Genomic DNA, 22,139 nt, shown 5'->3' with positions numbered 1-22,139 from the left:
TCTAATCTTTCAGCCATTCTATTTCTTTCAGCCCGACTTCCAGCATGCCGCTTTCGGAAAGCAATTTCAAAACCAGCTTGCCCTGCAAAGTAACATGGCTTACCGTGCCTTCAAGAACGCGGTCCTGATATTTAAACCGAACAGCGTGATTGTATCCGAACAGGTTTGTCAAATAATCTTTACGGATACGATCATTTAATGTTCTGGATTTCAAATCAGCATAGGAATGATCGAGGCAGCGAAGCAGCTTGTGAAATTCTTCGCTAAGCACAAACTGCCGTCCTGTTTCCCTGCCAATAGACGTGGCGTAAGAATTCGTAAATGCTGTCTGGTTAATGTTAACGCCTATGCCTATGATAGAGCTGGCAATTTTGCGTCCCTGAATGGAATTTTCAATCAGGACGCCGCTTACTTTTTTGCCATTCACATGCACATCATTTGGCCATTTCACTTTGGCGTCATTTACGTATAATGCAGCATAAGCTCGGATTCCCAAAGCCACTGTCTGGCTCAATAAAAACTGGTCTGCAACCGGCAGGAAACCTGGCGTTAAAATAACCGAAAATGTGAGATTCTGACCCGGATCGGCCACCCATTCGGTCCCTCGCTGCCCCCTCCCTTTTACCTGATTGTCGGTTATGACAATAGTCCCTTCGTCGAACAACCCTGCGTGCACTATTTCAGCCGCTATGTCGTTTGTAGAGTGACAAGTTGGCAGATATATAACTTTTTTACCAATTATTAAGGTATCCTGTATAGAGTTGTACAATTTTTTTGTTTTACTTTAGGGTTTAGAAAAGGAATTAACTACGAATGAAAGAACGCAAAAATAAAGAACTATCCTCAAAAGATCTCTCTGAGCTGGTAGCAAAAGGAATGATAGAAAAGAAGGGCCTGGACATCGCAATACTTGACCTCAGAAATGTAAAAAACTCAATCACTGATTTTTTTGTAATTTGTTCGGGTAACTCCGACACGCAGATAGATGCTTTGGCCAATTCGGTTGAAGACGAAGTTTATAAAATGTCCAAAACAGAACCCTGGCAGAAGGAAGGAAAGGCGAATGGAGAGTGGATCTTGATTGATTATGTTGACGTTGTCGCACACATATTCAACAAAGATCGCCGCAAGCATTATGATCTGGAAGAACTTTGGGGAGATGCAGAGGTGACATACCTGGAAGATTCCATGGTATAAATGACCGGCAGGTGAACATTCGCCTGGACCGGAATGTTGTTTATTATATTTCCTCTTAATTAAAAACACAGAATGTCCGAAAACGATAACAAAAGAGGGCCTCTCAGTCCTAAAAGTCCCCAAAAAGGATATCAGGGCTGGATTATCGCTGCTCTGATTGCCACTATACTTGGAATAACATATCTAAACCGGACCTCAACCATTCGCGAGACGACGCAAAAGCGTTTCGAGAAAATGATGGCTGACAAAGAAGTCGAACGGGTAACGATTGTTAATGACAAGTCTGTTGAGGTAACGCTGAAACCAGAGGCCCTGAAACAAGATAAATACAAGGTTGTTGCAAAGGAGAATAATTACTTCGGTGGTGAGACAGTTTCTCATTACCAATTCCAGGTAACGTCCGCTGAAACATTTAAGAAAGATTTCGACAAGATGCAGGAAGGCATTCCTGACGATGACAAGGTGCCTTTTGTTGTAGATACGCGCAACGACTGGACCAGCTTCCTCGGAACCTGGGGCTTTTTCATTGTCATGATCCTGGTGATGTATTTCATTCTGGGCAGAATGTCCGGCGGCGTTGGGCCGGGTGGTCAGATCTTTAACATTGGTCGTTCACGTGCTACATTGTTCGATGCTGAAAACAAAGTTAAAATCACTTTTAACGACGTTGCAGGCCTTGACGAAGCGAAAGAAGAGATTAAAGAGATCGTTGAATATCTGCAAAGCCCGGACAAATTCAAGAAGCTGGGTGCTAAAATTCCAAAAGGTGCATTGCTTGTAGGACCTCCGGGAACGGGTAAAACATTGTTGGCCAAGGCTGTTGCCGGTGAAGCTGGAGTTCCATTCTTCTCCCTGTCCGGTTCCGACTTTGTTGAAATGTTCGTGGGTGTGGGTGCGGCGCGTGTCCGTGACCTTTTTAAGCAAGCAAAAGAAAAAGCGCCTTGTATCATCTTTATTGATGAGATCGACGCAGTTGGCCGTTCACGTGGACGTGGTGCAATGCCAGGTTCTAATGATGAACGCGAAAATACATTGAACTCGCTGCTGGTTGAAATGGATGGTTTTGCTACCGATTCCGGTATCATTATCGTAGCAGCAACCAACCGTCCTGATGTTTTGGACCCAGCTTTGCTTCGTCCAGGCCGTTTTGACCGTCAGATCTCTGTTGATAAGCCGGATGTTATCGGTCGTGAAGCGATTTTCAAAGTGCATTTGAAACCTTTGAAATTGTCGACTGACGTTAACATTCAAAAACTATCTTCTCAGACGCCCGGTTTTGCGGGAGCTGAAATTGCGAACGTTTGTAACGAGGCAGCATTAATTGCAGCCCGTCGTAACCGTGAGGAAGTAACTATGCAGGACTTCCAGGATGCAATGGACCGGGTTATCGGTGGTTTGGAAAAGAAAAACAAACTGATCTCCCCTGAGGAAAAGGAAATCGTTGCTTACCATGAAGCAGGTCACGCAGTTGCAGGCTGGTTCCTGGAACACGCTGATCCATTGGTTAAAGTATCGATCGTTCCCCGTGGTGTTGCAGCATTAGGTTACGCCCAGTATCTGCCGAGAGAACAGTATTTGTATCGTACAGAACAGCTGTTTGACGAAATGTGTATGACATTAGGCGGTCGCGCTGCGGAAGATGTGGTTTTCGGCAAGATCTCTACCGGTGCATTAAGTGACCTTGAACGCGTTACGAAAGTGGCGTATAGCATGGTAACTATGTACGGAATGAACGAGCGTATCGGAAACATTTCTTACTACGATTCCAAACAAAGCGACTACGCATTCACGAAGCCATATTCCGAATCAACGTCACAAGCTATTGATGAAGAAGTTAGAAAGCTGATCGATCAGGCATACCAGTTTGTTAAAAATCTTTTATTCGAGAAGCGAGACAAATTGGAAGTGTTGGCGAAAGAGCTTTTGGAAAAGGAAATTTTGTTCCAGAGTGATCTTGAAAAACTGATTGGAAAACGTCCTTACGAGAAGGAAACGAGCTATCAGGCCTACATTAACCGTCGTTCCAATGAAGAAGCAGCGATCCATGAGGAAGTTGTAAAACATACATTGGAAAAAGACAACAAAGAAGAAGAATTGGCAGAGGCTGGTAAAGACGTTTCAAACGAATAAGCCGCTTTGACTTCATAATGATATATATAGCCGGGCAATCACATTGTCCGGCTATTATTTTTGTAACAAACATCCATCCCAAACTCCGCAACAGATGTCTTTTGAAATATTTGAACAACAATTTGGCGAGCTTACTGAACTTGTAATCCAGGAATCAACAACTGGAAATCGCTGTGTTATTATTCCTGAGTTAGGCGGCATTGTTCGCCAGTTATCACTGAGAAAAGGGATTACTTTGTTTTCTCTGTTGAAGACGCCGCCTACTCCCGACAGCCTCCTTGCGGATACAAAGAGCGCTAGCGAACTCCTCTTTCCGTTTGCCAGCAGGATTCCGGATGGGAAATATAAGTTTCTGGGTAAAGAATATCAGTTGGTTAAAAATGAAACCGGCAACCTGAACGCCATACACGGATTGGTGAGAAAACAATCATTCAACATTGAGGAGCAGGACATTCAGGCCGACAGGGCTTCGGTGAAACTTTCCTATTCGATCAATAATCCCGAAGGCTATCCATTTGCCGTGGATTTCTCCGTGCTTTATACATTGCACGCAGACGGGCGGTTTGTATTAACTTATGAGGCGATTAATCAAGGTAATGAGCCGGCTCCGGCAATGTTTGGGTGGCATCCGTATTTCGTTCTTGGTAATGAGCAGGCCGACGCATGGAAGATCAACATTCCTTCTGATGAAGTTGTAGATTTTGACAATAACCAGATTCCGGTTGGCAGGAAGCCGTTTCTTGTAGAAAAGCCGACCAAAATATATCAGAAAGCATTTGATAATTGCTTCGTGGTAAATGCTGCGTCTGACAGTGTCACAACTGAGCTGATTTCAGAGAATCAGGACATCACATTGCGGATCAAACAGGAAACCGGAGAAGGTAAGTTTAATTATCTGGTCGTATACACCCCGCCTGCGCGCGACTGTGTGGCTATTGAGCCATTGACAGCCAATGTGGATTCATTCAATTCCGGTGAAGGGCTTAACATTCTTGCGCATGGAAAGAGCATTTCCGGCTCCATTACGCTTACGCTGGTTTAAGAGCGGTGTTGCTTGTACCAAAAGGCCTTATGCCAGAGCAACTTCCAGTAAGTGAGATAGCGTAAATGAGCAGCAATAATTGATAATTTAACGCTCAGATTATCCCTATGGCGCATATTATAAGTAAATATGCGCCACGATTTTGACTTCAATACCGGACGTTCGTTTTCCCAATGCGTAAGAATTGCATTTCTGAAATGTTCGGAAGGAGCGTTCACAGTATCTGCCATGTTCGGGCTTGAAAAGGTTTCACCAGTAAGCATATGGGCCATCGCAAGCGATTCCATGAGCAGCCGGTTGAAACCTTTCTTAATGGTCATGTCCTGAATGTAATCCCAATTAAGTTCACCCGCATGTTTCCGTAAAAGTCTTACGAAATCGCCCATGTATTTCAGCTTGTCCCACTGCTCGATGCCGCCATGGTGAATCACCATCAGGAGCAATTGGTTTTCCATGCGGGGAATGTGGATAGCAGCACCAGCCATTTGCACCTCAATCATATCCTTTGAAAGTTCTTCCCAGGTCAGATTATAGCAGTAACGAGGGTAACTCGGCCTCCACTGGACTTCCAGTGACTGTAATGTATGTTCTCCGACCGGTTCCAAAGGAAGCTGATAATCCGTATCCAGATAGGCCTGTCTCAATGCATCCTCACTCAATAAATACCTGCGGTAAGCGTCTGGTGCAAAGCCACTTGCTTTTAATGTGTCAAGACTCCGGGGAACATCTTCTTCCTTGATAAAAAAGTCAATATCGCCGAATTCCCGCTGATTGGGCTTGTCATACAACAGCCAGGCCCACAATGCACCTTTCATTAAAAAAGCTTTGACGTCAGCCGCAATAAGCTGCTGATATAAGCGCACGGAAATTCCTAAAAACGCCATATTTGTCACGGCCTGCCCCATCGCGAATTCTTTCAAAGCCGCTAAATGTTTAACAGGAATTTCAGGCTGTTCTGCCCCGTTTTGCAAATGATCCAACAATAATGGTCTCACCTGATGCCAGTTGGCCTGCCTTGTGAATTTTGGCCAGATTACCTCGCGTTGATGTATTTGGAATGGCGGTTTTGATTTCCCTCCGAGCGCAGCTTCAATCAGCAGGGCCAGCTCAGGAGAAATTTTCAGGTCTGGCATATTATCCGGCTGTTTGTTGTTCCGGAATGCATTCACTGACCCATTTTTCCAGGTTTTCAAATCCGTCCGGACGTTTCTTCTTCCACAGCTTCGCGGATTTGCTGCATTGAAAGCTCTGTAAAAAAAGTCTTTTCAAAACGTCCCGGGTAAGCAGCTGGCTGGGCAGCGGGAAGTGCTTCAATGTCTCGGTAGGAATCTCAGCAGCAGACAGCGCTGCCAACGGTTTCCTATTGCGTGCTCTATGCAAAAAAAACACTTCCTTTAATGGCACTGGCTCATGTGAAAAACCTGATTTCGGCTCATAAGAGAATTTGTTGACGCCTTCGCTCACCGGATGTAGTTCGGATTCCGAGTAGTGCAGGCCGGCGACCGTTTTGTCCCAGATTTTAAGCTGTGGGTATGCAGGAACAATGTAAGCTGATCCATCTTCATGGAAGGCGATGGCGGTTAGGTCGTCGCTTAGCAATTTGCAACCTGCTTTAATAAACGCAGCTGCCGTTGTTGATTTTCCGGCTCCCGGCGTTCCCATGAAACACCAGCCTTCATTGCCAACCTGCACCGAGCTGGCATGCAGGAGAAACAACCCGCGTTGAAACAGGATCAAACCGATAGCCTCACTTACTGTAAACAGGCTTATCAGATTACCGTCATCAGTTAATGCATTTACATACAGATAATTGCCATTTGTAGCTTTAAACGAGGCTATATTATCCCAATGCAAATAAAGATTCTCGTCAGCATCTTTCCCGAAAGATGCCCGCACGCCTCTTCGATATAACTGTGTTTTGCCCAGAGCAAGCAATTCGAATGCTGCTGATTTGATATATAAATCGGGATCGGAGTTAGCGTCTCCGTGACTTAATTCGGGCAGTTGTATTTCGGAAAGGATATTTAACCCAAAGGCTTTGTAATAATGCATGTATATTATGGTAAAATCATTTCCAAACCCAAATTCGCTGATAAAGAACTGATTCCGGCCAGTTACCCATAATGACGGAGCCGTTTTTCTCCACCCACGCATGCGCCTCGAATTGCTTGGCAGGATTTACTTCGATGCCTATTTCTAATGTTAATGCGGGCACTTTACGGAGCAGATATTTGGTTGCCAGCGCGCGCGGGAGACATAGCAATTCTAATGGCAATATATGGGAGGCAGTATCAACGGCCCAGACAGTCTGATCGATTCTTTCCTGGGATATTTCACCGGTGGATTCACTTTTGCAAAGCCAATGGAATATTTTCCTGAATGTGCCAAAGGGTAAAATCGCCAGACCCGTTTTGATAAGCACCAGACTCACAGCCGCTTTCAGAAAAATGAGCTTTCCTTCATGCGATAAACCGTTCCATTTGGCAATATGGTGCTTAAATCGTCCCAATCGTCCCTAATTAGTTACCTCCACCAGTTTTTCAGAAATAAGGTCTTTCAGCAAAAAATCTATGTCATTTTTACAAGTTTCAGCATCAATCTCATATTCGCTGATCACTGCATCACAAAGAGAATCAATGGTTTGCGGGCCTTTTTCCAGATTATCCCAGACAAGCATTCCCACTTCGTTCAGTCCGTAATAAGCACCTTTGCTGTGATTGAGTATGACTGTTTCGCCGGCTACTTTGGAGCTAATCTGGTCTGAGGTAAGGTGGTATTTAGTCATGAGGGGCTATTCTGATGTTATATAATGTGTTTTGATTTGTACAAAGTTAAAAATTTTAATTACTCAATCTCAAACTTTATTCCCTGCGCCAGCGGGAGTGCCGTTCCGTAATTGATCGTGTTTGTCTGCCTGCGCATATAAACTTTCCAGGCATCCGAACCCGATTCACGACCGCCGCCCGTTTCCTTTTCTCCGCCGAATGCCCCGCCAATCTCCGCTCCCGAAGTGCCAATGTTCACATTAGCAATCCCGCAATCGGATCCTCCATGAGAAAGGAACAGCTCTGATTCTCTGATATTTAGCGTAAAAATAGCAGATGATAATCCTTGCGGAACGTCATTCTGAATGGCGATGGCTTCTTCCATATCATTGTATTTAATCAAATAAAGAATGGGCGCGAAGGTCTCATGCTGCACAATTGCATATCTATTTTGAACCTCCGCAATACAAGGCGCAACGTAACATCCGGACGAAAATTCTGGCCCATTCAGCACTTGCGGCTCGACAATAAAAGTGCCACCGGCGTCTATCACTTTTTCTACGGCAAGCTGATATTGAGAAACAGCATCCTTATCGATCAACGGACCGACGTGCATGTTGGCATCAAGTGGATTTCCAATGCGCAGTTGCGCGTATGCTTTCACCAGCCGCTGCTTCACCTCTTCATAAATCTCAGCCTGGACAATGATCCTTCTGGTAGATGTGCATCGCTGGCCTGCTGTTCCCACTGCCCCGAATACGATGCCGGGGATAGCAATGTGCAGGTCGGCCGACGGCGTGATGATGATGGCATTGTTACCGCCCAGTTCAAGCAAGCTTTTACCTAGCCGCCTAGCCACAGCTTCACCCACCGCTTTCCCCATCCGTGTGCTTCCCGTTGCCGAAACCAATGCGATCCGGGGATCATTTGCCAGCCATGCTCCTACTTCGCGGCCGCCCGTCAAAATACACGACACGCCTTCCGGCACATCGTTTTCTTCAAGCACTGTTTTGATAATGTTTTGTGATGCCAATGCCGTTAGCGGCGTTTTTTCCGAAGGTTTCCAGATACAAACATCCCCGCAAACCCACGCCAGCATGGCATTCCACGACCAGACCGCAACCGGAAAATTAAATGCAGAAATAATGCCGACGACACCGATCGGATGCCATTGCTCATACATCCGGTGTTGCGGGCGTTCGCTATGCATGCTTAATCCGTAAAGCTGGCGCGAAAGACCCACTGCAAAATCGCAGATATCGATCATTTCCTGCACTTCTCCCAATCCTTCCTGCAAGCTTTTACCCATTTCATAACTTGCCAGTGTGCCAAGCTCCGTTTTAAATTTCCGAAGCTGATCACCCATCTGGCGCACAATCTCACCGCGTTTTGGTGCAGGGATCTGTTTCCAAATTTTAAACGCTTCTACCGCTTTCTGCACCACGAAGTCATAATCAGAGCGATCAGCCTGGTTTACCTGCGCTATTCTTTTGCCGTCAACCGGCGAAACGGATTCCAAAATCCCTCCATTTCCGGCCTGATGAACTTTGCCTGTGCTAACACCATTATTAAGCTGCTGAATGCCTAGCGCATCCAGGACAGTTTGTATATTTTCCATTAATCAGTCTTTTGTGTGTAATGTTCCTTCTCAATTAAAAAACGAACCATTTTGCGTTTGAAGGAAATCTTGCAATAAAATATCTTCCTGACGAATGAAACCCTTACTGGGTAACACGCCATTTGCAACCATCTCTACAACCGAAGCAATGGAGGCGGCAGTTGTCCAGGAAATAGCGCGCCAATGTTGCCCGTCGATCTCAATGGGATGGTATGCCCGGTAAAACTCTTCCCTTTCCAACCGGTTCTCTTTCCAGCCTTCAACAACTGCATAAACGTAAACAACATCCTGCTGCACAGGCGGTTTTGCCTCTGTCAATATTTGCTCGATCAGTTCGCGCTTATCCTTCAAGCAAAGTTCGTAAAGCATGAAACGCATCAGGCTACAATGTCCGGGATATCGTATCGTCTTGTAATTCAGCGTATCCAGCTTCCCCTCCAATGTTTCACACATAGTCCCTAAACCTCCTGAGGTGATGAAAGCTTCAAACTCCTGCCCTTCTATATTGATCATTTCAATGCCTTCCAATGAAGGAACCATCTTCCGGACGCCATTGTGGATCACTTCCGCATCATTGATATACTCATTCACGACACCCGCCGGAGACCATGTAAAAGAATAGCCCATCAAACCATTCGGATAGCGTGGCAAAGCGCCTACGCGCAGTTCGATGTCACGTAATTTGGTAAAACGTTTGGCAAGATCCATCCCTACTATGCCAATAAAACCAGGCGCCAGGCCACATTGCGGTGCAAGCACGCTCTTGCTTTCCTTTGCCATTTCCCGTATCGCGGCGGTCGTGGCAACGTCTTCGGTCAGATCGAAATAATGTATTCCCTGCTCGCAGGCTTTACGCGCGATGGGTAAGTTGAGATTATAAGGCATGCAGGATACAACTGCATCAAACCCGGCAAGTGTTTGTTCCAGAAATTCCGGATTGCTGATGTCGCCGGGGATTACAGGAAATGGAAGCAGCACAGCAGGTTGGGTTTTATCAACCCCGGTAACATTGAATTTTTTACTCAATAAAGTCCCGACGAGAGACCCCACTTTTCCGAGACCGATAACGAGGATTTTTTGCATGTATAGTCAAACATTTAGGTTGCAAATATTTTAGCTGTGGAGAAAGATATGAAAAGAAATAGCAGTTTTTAAAACTTACATGTCATTTTTGTATGATGAATAGAAGTGCTATGCAGATTGTCATTGTGGGTGGAGGCGCCTCCGGGTTTATGGCTGCTATAACGGCGGCAGAAGAGAACCCGGACGCGAAAATTGTGATTTTGGAGAAGAATAAGACGGTTTTGAACAAAGTCCGGGTGTCGGGCGGTGGCCGCTGCAATGTGACGCATAACCCGTCCGATCTGCGTTTTTTTATTAAAAATTATCCCCGTGGTGAAAAGTTGCTTCGGAAATTGCTGCATCATTTCGATGCGAAGGACACCGTCAGTTGGTTTGAGAATAAGGGTGTGAAATTGAAGACCGAGCCCGATGGCAGAATGTTCCCGGTTACAGATTCTTCACAAACGATTATTGAATGCATGATCAGAACGGCTCGTAACCTCAACATTGAGATCAGAACGAGCACGTCTGTTCAGTCATTTTCTAAAATTACAGGGGAGGGCCGTGAAGGTTTTTCGGTTCAGCTAAATGATGATGAAAAACTCTATGCGGATAAACTGCTAATTGCAACCGGCGGCTATCCGAAGGCGAGCGGATTTGATTGGCTTCAAACGCATGATCACACGATCATTAACCCGCTTCCATCTCTTTTTACATTTAACACACCCGGCAATTATCTTCTGCCGCTGGCCGGTGTCTCAGTTCAGGATGCTCTTGTGAAAATTTCGGGAACCAAACATGAATGGCAAGGCCCGCTGCTGATAACACATTGGGGTTTTAGTGGCCCGGCCGTTCTGAAACTGTCGGCCTGGGGCGCACGCGATCTTGCGGAAAAGGATTACAATTTTATTTGCAAGATCAATTGGGTTCCTCAAATGAATGAGCAGCAGGTCAGGGAATTTTTGATGGGTGAAAAAACCAAAACGCCGAAACAGCAAATCTCCTCGCATGCAAGGTTGGGCATTCCCGCACGGTTATGGAAAGCGTTCGTTGCAAAATCAGAAATTCCGGACGAGCTGCGCTGGTCAGATGCGACGAACAAAGCATTGAACCGGCTTACGGAATTACTGACAAACAGTCAGTTTGATGTAAAAGGAAAAACTACTTTTAAGGAAGAGTTCGTGACATGCGGCGGAATTTCCCTGAACGACATTGATCATAAAACACTAGAAAGCAAAGCAGTCCCAGGTTTATATTTCTCAGGAGAAGTGCTTGACATTGATGGCATTACAGGCGGATTCAATTTTCAAAATGCCTGGACAACCGGATACATTGCCGGCAAAAACCTGGCCGGTCACTCAACATTGTCTGCCATAGCATCGAAGTAAGCCCTTACCTTCTTCGCCCGGTCAAGCCCGACGAGCCCCGCCAACTGTTCCAATGAACTCTCACGGATACCACGAACAGACCCGAAGAATTTGAGCAATTTCGCAGCCGTCACCTTACCTACGCCGTCCACACCGTCCAGTTCACTGATCAGGCTGGCTTTGCTTCTCTTATCCCTGTGAAACGTGATCCCGAACCGGTGCGCTTCATCGCGGATCTGCTGAATGAGCTTCAATGATTCAGATTTTTTATCAATGTAAAGCGGCAGGGAATCTTCCGGAAAGTAGATTTCTTCCAACCTTTTAGCAATGCCGATAATGGGCACCTGGCCATATATACCCAGATTTTTCAAGGCATCACAGGCAGCGCCAAGCTGACCTTTTCCACCATCCACCACTATTAAGTCCGGGAGCGGCTGCTCTTCTGCAATCAGCCTGAGATAACGCCTTCCTACCACCTCGTTCATGGATGCAAAGTCATTGGGGCCGATCACGGTTTTAATGTTGAAATGCCGGTAGTCCTTTTTAGAAGGCTTTCCGTCCTTAAAACAAACCATGGCAGCAACCGGGTTCGTACCCTGAATGTTGGAGTTATCGAAGCATTCAATGTGCCTAGGGAGCGTTTTTAATTGCAAATCTGCCTTTAAACGGATTAGAATCCTGTCTTTTTTGGACGAAGTCGCAGATGCTTCCACTTCCCTGCGCTCGGCTTTATCGCGGCGGAAATACATCACATTCTTCATGGACATATCGAGCAGCTTCTTTTTGTCACCTATCTGAGGGACAGTCAGTTCCAGGCGCATTTCCAAATCGGGTTTAATGTTCGAGATCAGCTCTTTGGCTTCGGCCCCAAACTTGGAACGCATTTCGACGATCATTAATGCCAGGATCTCCGCATCGCTTTCATCAAGCTTCTTCTTCACTTCAATGGTCTGTGTAGCAACCATATATCCCTGTTTTATTTTCATAAAATTGAGATAAGCGGCTTCTTCATCGGACACGATGGTCAGCACATCAATGTTCCCGATCTTCGGATTCGTAACAGTGGCTTTACTTTGGAAATTAGAAAGGCTTTCGATTTTCGTTTTCCAGGAATGTGCTTTTTCAAATTCCATTTGCTCGGCAGCTTTCAACATTTTGTCTTTAAAATATTGTTGCGGCAGCGATAAATTGCCTTTAAGGATATTATGGACCTGTTCGATTTCCGCATTGTACTCGGCTTCGTCCTGCAACCCTTCGCACGGGCCTTTGCAGTTGCCAATGTGGTATTCCAGACAAACTTTAAATTTCCCTGCTTCAATGTTCGCCTGCGAAAGCGGCAACTGGCACGAACGGATGGTGTAAAGCGATCTGAACATATCAAGGAGTGTGTGCATGGTCCGCAAACTGGCAAATGGCCCGTAAAAAGTGCCCTTAGTCCTGTCCAGGTTGCGCGTCACGTACACACGCGGAAAGCGCTCCTGCGTAACGCATATGAAAGGGTATGTTTTATCGTCTTTAAGGAGAATGTTGAATTTCGGCTGCAACTGCTTGATAAGCTGATTTTCAAGCAATAATGCATCCCATTCGCTGTGAACAATGGTGTATTCAATGCGGCGGATCTGACTTACGAGCCGTTTGGTTTTACGGTCGTGCTGATTGGATTTCAGGAAATAACTCGAAACCCTGCTTCTGAGGCTTTTTGCCTTACCCACATATATTACTTCCCCGGTTTCATCAAAATAGCGATATACACCTGGATCAAGCGGAATTTTTGAAAGTTCTTCTTTATAATTGAATTCAGACATTGAATAAATTTCTGGACCTTATCTATTTGAAAAAAACAACCGCACAAGATGAAAAGTTGCGTCCTTAACCAACTCAAAAGCATCTGCCTGGGCCTGATTAAGATCCATAGGCCGGTTCAAAACGGACACTGCATAAGTTATGCCAGCATCACGCACTTGCTCGGGTGTAATCTGCAAAGTGCCGCAAACCACAGCCAGCGGAACCTGGTTTATGCTGCAAAAATCGGCCAGTCCTTTTACAACTTTACCTGCCAATGTCTGCTCGTCGACCTTACCCTCGCCGGTAAGAACCAGATCGGCATCTTTAATGCGCTCGGCAATGTGCGTTTGCTCAATAACAATGCTCACGCCGTCTTTCAAGACTGCATTTAAAAACCAGAGACAACCTGCACCTAAGCCACCCGCAGCACCTGCGCCCGGATGGTTACTAATGTCTTTTCCAAAAGTTTTTGAAGCAATTTCACTCAAAGTTTTCAAGCCATTGTCGAGCAATTCGACCATTTCGGGATCGGCACCTTTCTGCGGACCGTAAATGTGTGCGGCGCCATTTGGACCGTAAAGTGGGTTGGTAACATCGCAAGCAACGGTGATGGAAACTGCATTTAAACGGCGATCCTTTTCAGTTTCGTCAATACGCGCGACCTCATGCATCGATTCACCTTTTGCAGGCAATTGCACATTGTTTTTATCATAAAAATGATAGCCCAATGCTTCCGCCATGCCCATACCACCGTCGGTCGTAGCGCTTCCGCCTATGCCTAAAATAATTTGCTGAACACCGCGGTCCAAGGCATCTTTGATGAGTTGACCAGTCCCGTATGTGCTGGTTAGCAACGGATTGCGCTCCTCCTGAGACAGCAATGCCAAACCAGACGCAGCCGCCATCTCAATATAGGCAGTTTGCCCATCACCGGACAGGCCGTAAGAAACTGTAATTGAACGCCCTAACGGATCACTTACTTCAATGCGGATGGTATTACCTCGTGCTTGGCGTGTCAGGATTTGCGCTGTTCCCTCGCCACCATCAGCTAGCGGGATGGTTGTGACATTCGCATCGGGGTAAGCAAGTAAAATACCCGCTTCGATCGCCCTGCAAACGTCAATTGCTTCAAGAGAGCCGCGAAATTTGTCAGGTGCAACTAGAATGTTCACAATCAGTGCATTATCCCATTAAAACAACACGCCTTCGTCGTCTGAGCGGGAAGGTGGAACATATGTGTCGGTGCTGTCGGTGGACACGCCGCCGCATTCCCGCACGTAATTTTCAGGTTTTTTGAAAGGTTCTTTTCTGTATTGAACCAGCGTGGGATCTTTGTAAACCTTTTGCATAAACATTCCCCAGGCCGGCATCGCAATGCGGCCACCTTGCCCGTAGGCAATGGTCCGGAAGTGAATGCTGCGATCCTCTCCTCCAACCCAGATTCCGGATACCAAATGTTGTGTCATGCCCATGAACCAGCCGTCCGAATAATTGGAAGTTGTTCCGGTTTTAGCCGCGATCTCGTTGCCTTCGGTTACGCCATATTGTCTCAGCCTTCCAGCCGTTCCACCCGGATCTTCCACGGCTCCACGCATCAGATACAGCATATTATAAGCCATATTCTCACTGATTTCCTGATTTTGCTTTTGGAAAAATTCCTGCAAAACATTGCCATAACGGTCCTCAATGCGGAGAATGGTCATAGGCTCAGTCCTGTGGCCGCCGTTGGCGAATGCACTGTAAGCGCCTACCATTTCAAAAACCGATACATCACTGATCCCAAGACAAAGCGAAGGAACTTCCTGCAACTTGCTAGTAATGCCCAGCTTATGCGCATACTCAGCCACGGTTTTGGCCTTCACCATTTTTATCAGATAAGCACTGACCGTATTCACAGACTTACCCAAAGCCTGACGCAGTGAAAGTGACTGGTAAGAGTATTTATTGTTGGAGTTTTTAGGAGACCAACCGCCGGGCACACCGTCGGAAGGACCAAAATAAATCGGGGCATCCGTTACGTGATCACAAGGCGTCAGGAAGTTTTTGTCCAATGCCGAAACGTATACAAAAGGCTTGAATGTAGAGCCCGGCTGCCGTGATCCCTGCTTAACGTGATCATATTTGAAATACTTAAAATTGATGCCGCCTACCCAAGCCTTAACATGGCCGTTTCTTGGATCCATTGACATCATACCCGCTCTTAAAAACCGCTTGTAATATGCAATTGAATCGATCGGGCTCATCATCACTTCCTTTTCCCCATTCCATGAGAAAACCTTCATTTTATAAGGCTTACGCATTATTTTCCAAGCTTCTTCCTCGCCCAGATCACGCTTTAATGAGATGAAATGTGGTGATCTCCGAGCGGCTGTTGTCAGGAAACCCGGAATTTCTTTTCCGTTATCAAATGACCAGGGGTTACGACCTTTCCAGTGTTCGTCAAAGAGCTTTTGCTGTCCCTTCATATGCTCGGTCAGCGCGTCCTCCTGGTAACGCTGCATTCTTGAATCAATGGTAGTATAAATGCGCAAACCGCTGGTATACAGATCATAATTCATATCATGCTCCTCATTATACATCTTCACCCAGCTTTTCAGATAACCCCGCATGGATTCCCTGAAATAAGGCGCTAACCCTGTATTATGGCCTTCTACATTAAAATCGATGCCCAGGGGCTTTTCCTTATATCTCTCAAAATCTTCTCTCGGGATGTAATCGTATTTGGTCATTTGCGCCAAAACCGTATTTCGGCGGTTCATAGCATTGGTAGGGAAGCGCAATGGGTTGAACAGCGTTGGGTTTTGCAGCATTCCAACCAGCAATGCAGCTTCTGTGACATTCAGATCCCATGCCTCTTTATTGAAATATGTCTTCGCAGCAACCTTGATGCCGTAGGTGTTATTACCAAAGGAAACTGTGTTGAGATACATTTGCATGATCTCCTGTTTGGTATATTTCCTTTCCAGGATCACAGCCAAAACCCATTCTTTGGTCTTTGCAATTACAATTCTTACCAAAGGAATTTTTCCCAAAAGGCCTTCAAATTCCTCTGAACGTGTGTTGAAAAGGTTTTTGGCAACCTGCTGCGTGAGCGTACTTCCCCCGCCTGAGCTCGAATTTCTGGAAACAACACCCTTGAAAACACGCAACAAACTTCTTGGATCTATCCCCGAATGGTTCACAAAACGCGCATCCTCAGTAGCAACCAACGCGTCTATCAGATTGGGAGAAATCTGCGAAATATCAATCTGCGTTCTGTTTTCGAAGAAATACTTACCCAATGACTTCCCATCTTCACTGATCAGCTCGGATGCAAGTTCACTTTTAGGGTTTTCAAGTGTTTTCAAATCGGGCATTCCGCCGAATAACCAGAAAAAGTTAAAGCTGACGGCAACAATGTAAAGTATAAACAGACCCAGTCCAATTCCGATAGTCCGCCAGAGACGGATTATGGTGCGGCGATACTTTCCGGGTTGGAATTCAAGCATATAAAACGGAGTTAATTAATTGTAAACAGACAAATATACAATTTCGGCCAATTATCTCTTTCCCATGGAAAGCGAATTCAGCTCTTGCATCTCTTTGAGCCTTGGAAGATAGATGCTGGAAGGATATAACCTCATAAATTCTGCAATGGCCTGTGTGTAAGCATCTTTGCCGCGCACTTTGCCGATCAGGAAAACGCGTAAAAGCGCAAATTTGTCCTCCATAGCGTGGCCTTTATAAGCCGGAAGATTTTGTTCAATATCATCAAGTGCTTTGGTATAATCACCTTTTGAATAAAGGGCATAGGCAGCTTCATATTCCTTCACAGGGTTTCCCGAACCGGCCAGGTTACTGTCGGATGCCTTACCAACAAGCCGGGCATAGGTGGAAGTCGGATATTCGTCGAACAGCTTGTTTTTCCATGTATTTTTACCATTATCAGCCTCATAGGTAAGATAAAGCAGATAATAAAGCTCTTCCTTGTATTGAGTTTTAGGATATTCAGTAAGAACACGCTCGAATGTGTTGATTGACCGCTGCGATTCCTGCAAATCGAACCTGTAAATCTTGCCCAGATTATAAAGTGCATCCTCTTTTTTCTTTTGAGAATCGGCCATCTGTCCTTCTGTGAGAGGGATATTTTGTTTTAAAGATGCGTGCAAAGCGTCCCATTCCGGTGTGCCCTTTTTCAGGCTGTTGTCGGCTATGACTTCGGTCTGTGCAGCAAGTGAGTCGGGTGCATTCGGATCATTACCGGCCAGTGAGCGCATTTGCCGGCTGCTCCTGCGCCAGTCGTCTTCCAAAGGACGGTTACCCCAGGTTCTTTTAAACTCTGTCCGTCCTTGATTAATCAGTGCCGGATCGTAAAGCTCCCACCTGCGTTCGCCACCATTGATCAGCGGGTTTTGCACACTTTGAACATTCGTGTTCTGAGCGGCCAACATTGCTTTTCTTTCTTTTGCTTCCTGCTCCTTTCTTGCGGCTTCCTGCGCTTCAATAATAGCATCTATCCGGTTATCAAGCGCGGCAGGGTTCATTTGCGCCAGCTTTTGCAAACTGTCTTCTGTATTTACAACGCTATAATGCTTTACAAACTCATCCAGCGCCCTTTTTCTCTCTGAAACAAGCTTGTATTCAGGCGCTTGCTGCGGCAGAATGGTAAGTGCGCTGTCATAATATGCTTTTGACAACTCAAATTTTTCCAAAGATTCATAGTTGACTCGCGCGAGTTGCAGGTAACTGTAAGCTTTCTGCTCCATATTTGTTCCTTTTGAGGCTGCAACGGCCTTTTGCAAATAACCAATGGCCTCGGGGATCTGCTTTCTATGCTCAGCCAACAAGCCCATGGTGAAATAGATCTTGTCGTTCAGGTCTGCATTCTTGCGATCACGAAGCATTTTATCGAAACCGACATCATCCAGATCCTTTTTGGGGTTCAGCACAACTTCATTTTGAAGCGAATTCATGGCAGAATAAAAACCCAGATCATAGCCCGGCCGATTTTTACTTACACTTTTATAATGCTTATTCGCCAGTCCATACTGTCCCAGGCGGTCGTACATCTGAGCGGCCGCAAAGTGGATACGGGCTGTTTCGGTAGATTTTTTAAGGAGCGGAAATGCCTCTTCCAGTATCGCCACGGAAGTCAGATATTCTCCGTTTTGCTGGTGCAGGTAGGCTTTGGTAAGATAAAATTCGCGGGTCGATGCTTTGCTGAGCGGCTGCTGGCTCAAATATTCGGCCACACCCAGTGCATTGGAAAAATCCTTTCTGATAATGTAAGCCCGCATAAGCAGGATTAGCGCATTGTTCTTGTCATTTTCATCCTTGCCATTTGCATATACATAGCGCAATGCTTCAAGCCCGTCTGCCCATTCGCCGAGATATAATCTGGATTTACCAAGGACGATATAACTGTTGTCAACCCATTTGCTGTTCTGGTGCTTTTCGGCAACTATGGACGCTTTTTTAATGGCATCCTGCAACTGCGGCTTTACCGGCAGGGAAAGCACTGAGTCCATGGGCAGCAGGATGGGCAGCAATTCGTTATAGTTTTCTTTGTAAGCCTTATTCATTTGAAACTCCGCCTCGGCAAGACCCTGCTCGGCGATGAAATAGGCATTGTAATGTGCGGAAAGATTGTGGAAACCGACCGCCGCAGGTCTTGTACTGAACTGCGAACAACTTGCCACCAAACTGATCATGGTTAGTGAAAGGGCTGTGCGGCAGATGTGGAGGGCAAAACGGTTGGTCACAAATATGAAGTTAGGGATGTCTTTGGTCTTCTTATAAGCAAATCTAAAACGGTAATTTAAATAATTACGTATCGAAGATAAGCGCAATTGTAAAATTTGAAGCAATTTTGCCTCATATAATCCGGCAACTACATGGAAACGAACAATGATGATGCGGCAAAGGAAGAGCGTAAAAGGACGCTGCAAAAACAATCTTCGGGTTTCCTGAAATATTCCGGCATGGCCACCCAAATGCTCGGGACCATTCTGATCTTCACTTACGGGGGCTATAAGCTCGACGAATGGCAGCAAAATGATGTTCCGGTCTGGACGCTGGTGCTGTCGCTGCTGTCGATTGCAGGTTCATTATATATGTTGATCAAAGGTTTTACAAAAAAATAGATTGCACTTAAAGCGCCACGCATGTTACGAACAGTTGCTGCTACTATCATTATCGGAATTGCATTTTTCCTTGCTCAGCATTTTCACTTCGACCGCTTTTTGCACCCTTATATATGGTACATTCTGGTATTCTTCTTCGGGCTCTCGTTTTTCGCCCATCGCCTGATGGAGATCGGGTTTCGAAACAATCGTGAAAAATTTGTCACTTTTTACATTGCAGTCATCGTCGGAAGGATCATTCTCAGCCTGATTTTCATTGCATTATTTTTGTTCAAGGGGCTAAGTGATTCATTCCTATTTATTACCAACTTTTTTGCACTCTATTTATTTTATACATGCTTTGAAATATATGGTTTGTATCGTAACTTGCGCCGCAATTGACAAAGCATAGCATTTCAAGCCTTTATGTACACCCATTTGAGACTGTTTTTTACTACTGCCCTGGTTGCGGCAACCTGCCTTTTGAATGTTCCTGCAAGGGCGGACGAACCTACCCAGCACGAGGCTGAAAAGTTGGTTGAAGGCATTAATGAGCAAGAGCATAAAATTGAACATAATCTTGAAGAGTCAGAAGAGGAGTTCAATATTGGTCAGATGATCATGCACCACATTGCTGATTCCCATGAGTGGGAAATCACGCATGGCGTGGTTCTTCCGCTTCCTGTAATTCTTTATTCAGCAGATCGCGGAATTGAAGTTTTCTCATCTTCGAACTTTCACAACGAGCACCACGAATACAATGGTTATCACCTGGTTCACGGTGATGCTGAGACGATTGTCCCTGTTGACGAGTCCCGCGTTGTGTATGATTTCTCGATCACCAAGAACGTAGCATCCATGATGCTGAGCGCGGTGATTCTGATCCTGATCTTCACCAGCATTGCAGGTTACTACAAAAACAGCAAGGGTAAGGCACCGAAAGGTTTCCAATCCGCCATGGAGGTCATTATCCTTTTCATCCGCGATGATGTTGTGAAGCCTAATGTGGGCCCTAAATACGAAAAATACCTTCCTTACCTGCTGACATTGTTCTTCTTTATATTGGTCAACAACATTCTGGGTTTGCTTCCGGGATCGGCCAACGTGACGGGTAACATTGCTATTACAATGACGCTTGCCGTTCTGACATTCATCGTAGTTCACCTGAATGCAAATGGCAATTATTATAAGCACCTTGTAAAGCCAGATGGCGTTCCCATTCCATTGTTGCTGATTATGATTCCGGTTGAGATCGTAGGTGTGTTTATGAAGCCTTTCTCTCTCATGGTCCGGTTGTTCGCAAACATGACAGCAGGTCACATTATCCTTTTGAGTCTTTTCGGTCTGATCTTTATTTTCCAAAGCATTGTGATCGCTCCTGTTATTTCGCTTTTCGCCTTGTTCCTCAACTTTATCGAGATCATGGTGGCGTTTATCCAGGCATTTATCTTTACCCTTTTGTCGTCCATGTACATTGGAAGTGCTATTGAAGAGCACAGCCATGCAGATCACGGACATTGATTGAATCTCTTTTTTATTAATTATATATTTTAACAAACACAATTATGTTGTTTCAAATCTTGCTTCAAGCTGCAGAACAAAGTGGTGCTGGTCTAGCTGTATTCGGTGCTGCAATCGGCGCTGGTCTTGCTGCTATCGGTGCTGGTCTTGGTATTGGTAGAATCGGTGGAAGCGCTGTTGAAGGTATCGCTCGTCAGCCAGAAGCTGCTGGTGCTATCCAGACTGCAATGCTTATCATCGCCGCTCTTATCGAGGCGGTTGCGCTTTTCGCAGCGGTTATCTGTCTGCTGATTTCGTTCAAGCTGTAGTAAAAAACATTGGGCCCCGGGCCCTTACTTCTTTTGCATTAGGCGGCTGAGGTAACATTGAAATTCTTCGTGGGAGCATTAGGCTTCCACGATTTTTTAAGAAATAAAAGAGAGCGGTTCTTACACTCAAAACTCATTATACTATGTCATTGCTTACTCCAAACCCAGGCCTTATTTTCTGGATGCTGGTTGTATTCTTGCTGGTTGTTTTCATCTTAGCCAAATTTGCCTGGAAACCAATCATTAAAGGCCTTAAAGACCGTGAAAATGAAATCCAGGGCGCACTTGATCTTGCAGAAAGAACAAGAGCCGAAATGATTAAATTGAAATCGGACAACGAAAAACTAATCGCAGAAGCAAACGCCGTTCGTGATCAGATCCTTCGTGATGCGAAAGATGCGGCTGACCGCACCATCCTTGAATCAAAAGATAAGGCAGCTGTTGAAGCACAAAAAATGATCGACAGCGCACGTGAAGCAATCCGTAACGAACAACAAATGGCCGTTACGAAAATCAGAAAAGAGGTTGCTGTTCTTTCCCTTGAAATTGCTGAGAAGGTTTTACAACGCGAGTTGAAAGACAGAGAAGCACAGGAAAAACTGATCGCAGACCTTGCTTCCTCTGCCCGCTTAAACTAATTAGTCCCTTAAATTAAAAATCAATGTCAGTAAGTATAGTTGCTTCCAGATATGCAAAGTCGCTGATCGAGCTAGCCAAAGAACAGAATGTTCTGGAAGCGGTTTATCAGGATATGCTTTTATTTAAGGATACGGCTGAGAAAAACAGGGGCTTAATGCTTGCATTGAAAAGCCCGGTTGTGCGTCACGAGAAGAAACTGAATATTTTGAAAGCGCTATTTGAAACGCGTGTCAATTCGGTTTCCTACGCGATTTTCACCATCATTACCAAGAAAAACAGGGAGGCGATCCTTGACGAAATAGCAAACGAATTTATCAAAAGCTATAACCTGAACCAGGGAATCCAGAGAGCGACGGTTACCACAACTATCCCGCTTACGGATGAGCTTCGCAAGCAATTCTCTGACATGGTTACTGCAAAAACCGGCCGCACCGTGCAGCTGGCTGAGAAAATCGATCCAAATCTGATCGGTGGATATGTGCTGAAAATCGATGACCGTCAGATCGACGCATCTTTGAGAAGCCGTTTGAACGAGCTTAAATTACAGTTTGTAAACTGATATTTTTATCTGCATAATTTGGAAGACCCGGCTGCTATGCGGCCA

General features: G+C 45.5%; 21 protein-coding genes. 10 read left to right on the top strand and 11 right to left on the bottom strand.

The features are described 5' to 3' along the window. Window position 1: 1 nt before the first annotated feature. Window positions 2-769, bottom strand: coding sequence for a biotin--[acetyl-CoA-carboxylase] ligase (locus L0660_RS04400; protein WP_235158331.1), 768 nt, complete (start codon window positions 767-769; stop codon window positions 2-4). Between the two features lie 44 nt (window positions 770-813). Between L0660_RS04400 and rsfS the strand changes: the two genes are divergently transcribed. The 3 genes from rsfS to L0660_RS04385 all read left to right on the top strand — a co-directional run bounded on the left by rsfS (window position 814) and on the right by L0660_RS04385 (window position 4,369). Next, entirely contained in the window at window positions 814-1,197 is a 384-nt protein-coding gene (rsfS, locus tag L0660_RS04395) for a ribosome silencing factor (protein WP_026630890.1), read from the top strand. Between the two features lie 72 nt (window positions 1,198-1,269). After that, a complete protein-coding gene (ftsH, locus tag L0660_RS04390; RefSeq protein ID WP_233795742.1) occupies window positions 1,270-3,327 on the top strand; it encodes an ATP-dependent zinc metalloprotease FtsH in 2,058 nt (685 codons plus the stop codon). Between the two features lie 94 nt (window positions 3,328-3,421). Beyond that, window positions 3,422-4,369 carry an aldose 1-epimerase gene (locus L0660_RS04385; protein WP_235158330.1) on the top strand — a complete coding sequence of 316 codons (948 nt, stop codon included), beginning with the start codon at window positions 3,422-3,424 and terminating at the stop codon, window positions 4,367-4,369. Here L0660_RS04385 and L0660_RS04380 read toward each other — a convergent pair. From L0660_RS04380 to L0660_RS04355, 6 genes are read right to left on the bottom strand one after another with little or no spacing between them, the layout of a single operon-like run. Further along, entirely contained in the window at window positions 4,366-5,502 is a 1,137-nt protein-coding gene (locus L0660_RS04380) for a nucleotidyltransferase family protein (protein WP_235158329.1), read from the bottom strand. The two genes, L0660_RS04385 and L0660_RS04380, sit on opposite strands and share 4 nt — an antisense overlap. 1 nt (window position 5,503) lies before the next feature. Continuing rightward, window positions 5,504-6,421 carry a serine kinase gene (locus tag L0660_RS04375; RefSeq protein WP_235158328.1) on the bottom strand — a complete coding sequence of 306 codons (918 nt, stop codon included), beginning with the start codon at window positions 6,419-6,421 and terminating at the stop codon, window positions 5,504-5,506. 16 nt (window positions 6,422-6,437) lie between these two features. Further along, window positions 6,438-6,878 carry a lasso peptide biosynthesis B2 protein gene (locus L0660_RS04370; RefSeq protein ID WP_235158327.1) on the bottom strand — a complete coding sequence of 147 codons (441 nt, stop codon included), beginning with the start codon at window positions 6,876-6,878 and terminating at the stop codon, window positions 6,438-6,440. Window positions 6,879-6,884: 6 nt separating this feature from the next. Next, window positions 6,885-7,154, bottom strand: coding sequence for a PqqD family protein (locus L0660_RS04365; protein ID WP_235158326.1), 270 nt, complete (start codon window positions 7,152-7,154; stop codon window positions 6,885-6,887). Between the two features lie 59 nt (window positions 7,155-7,213). Continuing rightward, window positions 7,214-8,752, bottom strand: a complete 1,539-nt coding sequence (locus L0660_RS04360; protein WP_235158325.1) for an aldehyde dehydrogenase family protein — start codon at window positions 8,750-8,752, stop codon at window positions 7,214-7,216. A 30-nt stretch (window positions 8,753-8,782) separates the two neighbouring features. Then, window positions 8,783-9,835 (bottom strand): saccharopine dehydrogenase family protein, encoded by a 1,053-nt coding sequence (locus L0660_RS04355; RefSeq protein ID WP_235158324.1) that lies wholly within the window; start codon window positions 9,833-9,835, stop codon window positions 8,783-8,785. Between the two features lie 92 nt (window positions 9,836-9,927). Here L0660_RS04355 and L0660_RS04350 point away from each other — a divergent pair, with 92 nt between their 5' ends. Continuing rightward, window positions 9,928-11,202 (top strand): NAD(P)/FAD-dependent oxidoreductase, encoded by a 1,275-nt coding sequence (locus tag L0660_RS04350; RefSeq protein ID WP_235158323.1) that lies wholly within the window; start codon window positions 9,928-9,930, stop codon window positions 11,200-11,202. On the opposite strand, the gene uvrC is transcribed toward L0660_RS04350, so the two are convergent. Genes uvrC through L0660_RS04330 form a run of 4 tightly spaced genes read right to left on the bottom strand, consistent with a single transcriptional unit; the run spans window position 11,169 to window position 18,707 of the window. Next, window positions 11,169-12,986 carry an excinuclease ABC subunit UvrC gene (gene uvrC, locus L0660_RS04345; RefSeq protein WP_233795733.1) on the bottom strand — a complete coding sequence of 606 codons (1,818 nt, stop codon included), beginning with the start codon at window positions 12,984-12,986 and terminating at the stop codon, window positions 11,169-11,171. The two genes, L0660_RS04350 and uvrC, sit on opposite strands and share 34 nt — an antisense overlap. Window positions 12,987-13,004: 18 nt before the next feature. Continuing rightward, a complete protein-coding gene (locus L0660_RS04340; protein WP_235158322.1) occupies window positions 13,005-14,138 on the bottom strand; it encodes a glycerate kinase in 1,134 nt (377 codons plus the stop codon). Between the two features lie 18 nt (window positions 14,139-14,156). After that, window positions 14,157-16,454 carry a penicillin-binding protein 1A gene (locus tag L0660_RS04335; RefSeq protein WP_235158321.1) on the bottom strand — a complete coding sequence of 766 codons (2,298 nt, stop codon included), beginning with the start codon at window positions 16,452-16,454 and terminating at the stop codon, window positions 14,157-14,159. 51 nt (window positions 16,455-16,505) lie between these two features. Next, window positions 16,506-18,707: a tetratricopeptide repeat protein gene (locus L0660_RS04330; RefSeq protein WP_235158320.1), complete on the bottom strand. Its 2,202-nt coding sequence runs from the start codon at window positions 18,705-18,707 to the stop codon at window positions 16,506-16,508. A gap of 132 nt (window positions 18,708-18,839) precedes the next feature. Between L0660_RS04330 and L0660_RS04325 the strand changes: the two genes are divergently transcribed. The 6 genes from L0660_RS04325 (at window position 18,840) to atpH (ending at window position 22,094) form a co-directional block, all read left to right on the top strand. Then, window positions 18,840-19,088 carry an AtpZ/AtpI family protein gene (locus L0660_RS04325; protein ID WP_233795729.1) on the top strand — a complete coding sequence of 83 codons (249 nt, stop codon included), beginning with the start codon at window positions 18,840-18,842 and terminating at the stop codon, window positions 19,086-19,088. Window positions 19,089-19,109: 21 nt separating this feature from the next. Then, window positions 19,110-19,469 carry a hypothetical protein gene (locus L0660_RS04320; RefSeq protein WP_233795728.1) on the top strand — a complete coding sequence of 120 codons (360 nt, stop codon included), beginning with the start codon at window positions 19,110-19,112 and terminating at the stop codon, window positions 19,467-19,469. Window positions 19,470-19,493: 24 nt separating this feature from the next. After that, the gene (atpB, locus tag L0660_RS04315) at window positions 19,494-20,588 is read left to right on the top strand and encodes a F0F1 ATP synthase subunit A (RefSeq protein ID WP_233795727.1); all 1,095 of its coding nucleotides are present in this window, start codon (window positions 19,494-19,496) and stop codon (window positions 20,586-20,588) included. 44 nt (window positions 20,589-20,632) lie between these two features. Beyond that, complete coding sequence (atpE, locus tag L0660_RS04310) at window positions 20,633-20,896, top strand: ATP synthase F0 subunit C (RefSeq protein WP_026630873.1); 264 nt, start codon at window positions 20,633-20,635, stop codon at window positions 20,894-20,896. Between the two features lie 143 nt (window positions 20,897-21,039). Beyond that, window positions 21,040-21,534, top strand: coding sequence for a F0F1 ATP synthase subunit B (gene atpF, locus L0660_RS04305; protein WP_235158319.1), 495 nt, complete (start codon window positions 21,040-21,042; stop codon window positions 21,532-21,534). Window positions 21,535-21,557: 23 nt separating this feature from the next. After that, window positions 21,558-22,094, top strand: a complete 537-nt coding sequence (atpH, locus tag L0660_RS04300; RefSeq protein WP_235158318.1) for an ATP synthase F1 subunit delta — start codon at window positions 21,558-21,560, stop codon at window positions 22,092-22,094. Window positions 22,095-22,139: the final 45 nt, after the last annotated feature.

The sequence above is a fragment of the Dyadobacter sp. CY351 genome, assembly GCF_021502625.1.
Taxonomy (GTDB): Bacteria; Bacteroidota; Bacteroidia; order Cytophagales; family Spirosomataceae; genus Dyadobacter; species Dyadobacter chenhuakuii.
Note: the sequence above shows the minus strand (reverse complement) of the source record. Positions and strands in the feature narration are given on the sequence as shown.

Bases quoted from the DNA above. Each gene is read 5' to 3' on its own strand.
- L0660_RS04335 (WP_235158321.1), bottom strand. From the start codon at position 16,454: ATGCTTGAATTCCAACCCGGAAAGTATCGCCGCACCATAATCCGTCTC.
- atpB (WP_233795727.1), top strand. From the start codon at position 19,494: ATGTACACCCATTTGAGACTGTTTTTTACTACTGCCCTGGTTGCGGCA.
- L0660_RS04355 (WP_235158324.1), bottom strand. From the start codon at position 9,835: ATGCAAAAAATCCTCGTTATCGGTCTCGGAAAAGTGGGGTCTCTCGTC.
- ftsH (WP_233795742.1), top strand. From the start codon at position 1,270: ATGTCCGAAAACGATAACAAAAGAGGGCCTCTCAGTCCTAAAAGTCCC.
- atpH (WP_235158318.1), top strand. From the start codon at position 21,558: ATGTCAGTAAGTATAGTTGCTTCCAGATATGCAAAGTCGCTGATCGAG.
- L0660_RS04320 (WP_233795728.1), top strand. From the start codon at position 19,110: ATGTTACGAACAGTTGCTGCTACTATCATTATCGGAATTGCATTTTTC.
- L0660_RS04360 (WP_235158325.1), bottom strand. From the start codon at position 8,752: ATGGAAAATATACAAACTGTCCTGGATGCGCTAGGCATTCAGCAGCTT.
- L0660_RS04365 (WP_235158326.1), bottom strand. From the start codon at position 7,154: ATGACTAAATACCACCTTACCTCAGACCAGATTAGCTCCAAAGTAGCC.
- rsfS (WP_026630890.1), top strand. From the start codon at position 814: ATGAAAGAACGCAAAAATAAAGAACTATCCTCAAAAGATCTCTCTGAG.
- L0660_RS04385 (WP_235158330.1), top strand. From the start codon at position 3,422: ATGTCTTTTGAAATATTTGAACAACAATTTGGCGAGCTTACTGAACTT.
- uvrC (WP_233795733.1), bottom strand. From the start codon at position 12,986: ATGTCTGAATTCAATTATAAAGAAGAACTTTCAAAAATTCCGCTTGAT.
- atpE (WP_026630873.1), top strand. From the start codon at position 20,633: ATGTTGTTTCAAATCTTGCTTCAAGCTGCAGAACAAAGTGGTGCTGGT.
- L0660_RS04375 (WP_235158328.1), bottom strand. From the start codon at position 6,421: ATGCATTATTACAAAGCCTTTGGGTTAAATATCCTTTCCGAAATACAA.
- L0660_RS04380 (WP_235158329.1), bottom strand. From the start codon at position 5,502: ATGCCAGACCTGAAAATTTCTCCTGAGCTGGCCCTGCTGATTGAAGCT.
- L0660_RS04350 (WP_235158323.1), top strand. From the start codon at position 9,928: ATGATGAATAGAAGTGCTATGCAGATTGTCATTGTGGGTGGAGGCGCC.
- L0660_RS04325 (WP_233795729.1), top strand. From the start codon at position 18,840: ATGGAAACGAACAATGATGATGCGGCAAAGGAAGAGCGTAAAAGGACG.
- atpF (WP_235158319.1), top strand. From the start codon at position 21,040: ATGTCATTGCTTACTCCAAACCCAGGCCTTATTTTCTGGATGCTGGTT.